Origin of the sequence: Aquitalea pelogenes (assembly GCF_001515305.1) — a bacterium.
GTDB lineage: Bacteria > Pseudomonadota > Gammaproteobacteria > Burkholderiales > Chromobacteriaceae > Aquitalea > Aquitalea pelogenes.
In genome coordinates this window covers 1-1,619 of sequence record NZ_LNQV01000107.1, presented here as the reverse complement: position 1 = coordinate 1,619, position 1,619 = coordinate 1, and the positions used below count along the sequence as shown (strand labels likewise).

At 62.0% G+C, this 1,619-nt stretch carries 1 protein-coding gene; it reads right to left on the bottom strand.

Annotation, left to right across the window (positions count from 1 at the left end; all coding sequences use genetic code 11):
* A partial coding sequence (locus AWT75_RS20375) for an alcohol dehydrogenase catalytic domain-containing protein (protein ID WP_153013417.1) occupies positions 1-680 on the bottom strand: 680 nt, incomplete at its 3' end.
* Between the last annotated feature and the right edge of the window lie 939 nt (positions 681-1,619).

Here is a 1,619-nt window from a genome sequence, read left to right as displayed (position 1 = left end):
GCATGCACCAGCCGCGCCGGGTTCACATCCCCCACGATCACCACCGCCGCACCCAGCAAGCGGGCGGACGCCGCTGCCGCCAGACCCACCGGCCCGGCACCAGCCACATACACCGTACTGCCGGGGCCAACCCCGGCGGAAACGGCACCGTGATAACCGGTGGGCAGGATGTCGGACAGGCAGGTGAGATCGCGGATCTTGGCCATGGCCTGATCGCGGTCGGGGAATTTCAGCAGGTTGAAGTCGGCATAAGGCACCATCACGTATTCCGCCTGTCCGCCCACCCAGCCGCCCATGTCGACATAGCCATAAGCGCCACCGGCGCGGGAGGGGTTTACCGACAGGCACACGCCGGTGTGCTGTTCCTTGCAGCAGCGGCAGCGACCGCACGCCACATTGAACGGCACCGACACGATGTCGCCCTTTTTCAGGGTTTCCACATCGCTGCCCAGCTCGATCACCTCGCCGGTGATTTCATGCCCCAGCACCAGGCCGGAAGGCGCGGTGGTGCGGCCACGTACCATGTGCTGGTCCGAGCCGCAGATATTGGTGCTGAGTACTTTCAGGATGACCCCATGGCCCAGCTTGCGGCCCTGGGGGGATACCAGTTCGGGAAAGGGAATGGACTGTACTTCTACCTTGCCTGGCCCTACATAAACTACTCCGCGGTTACCCGTCATTGTTGTCTCCTCACTGCAACTGCATCGGAGCGCGCCCCGCTCCGGGGGGAGCCTGCGCCAGCCATGGCTGGCGCCCACCCCAAGATAAGGGAGCGGCGGGTGGGCAACTTGAACAAATGCGACAGCTTTGCGGTGGATAACGTCTGTGGGCTGTTCGCCCGGCGGATAAAAAAACCTGTGTAATCATGGGGTTTTATGTACAGAACCGGCAGCACTGACATCCGCTCACGCGGATGATGGTTTACATGCCGCTTCCGCGTGGCAGGCGGGATGCGTGTTTGCTTGGCGACGTTATTGGCGCCAGCACGTAGTCATGCGGACCATCCCTGCACACAACACAAAATCAATTGTTCGGACTGTAGAAATCCGCTGCGCGGATAATGATTTGCATGCCGCTTCCGCGCGGCGGACGGGAAAGAGGGCTTGCCTGGCCAAGCCCTCCTTCACCTCCAAGGCCACCCCACAAGCATGGCCTGCGGCTGCCCGACAGGCCCCGTCCGGTGCGAGGCGCGCCTGAACTCGCGATTTGCTAACGTCAAATCGCTCAGACATTGCAGGCGCTTAAGACCTCGCCCCGGCCACCCGTCGGCATGCTTGACGGGGCCAAGGGTGGCGTCGGTACGGTGGAAATGATGAGGAAAGGTAGAAAATCCGGTTTTATCCGACCGGGTTGTGGGTTCGAATCCCACGGCTTTTAAAGATGGTGAGTACAAACCCGGCGCGGTCCCGGCCCCGTCAGCGCGAGCCGACACAGACGTGCTGCCCAAGGTTTTAAGCGGCTGCATGTTTGAGCACCGTGACGGTAGCACGGTGCGAGTTCAGCCGCGCCTTGGGCAGGATGGCTGGGGCGGGAATTCGACGCGCTGCGGGTCGCCTTTTCTTTGGGTACTTTCTTTTTGGCGAAGCAAAAGAAAGTACCTCGACGGCGGGGCGAGACCC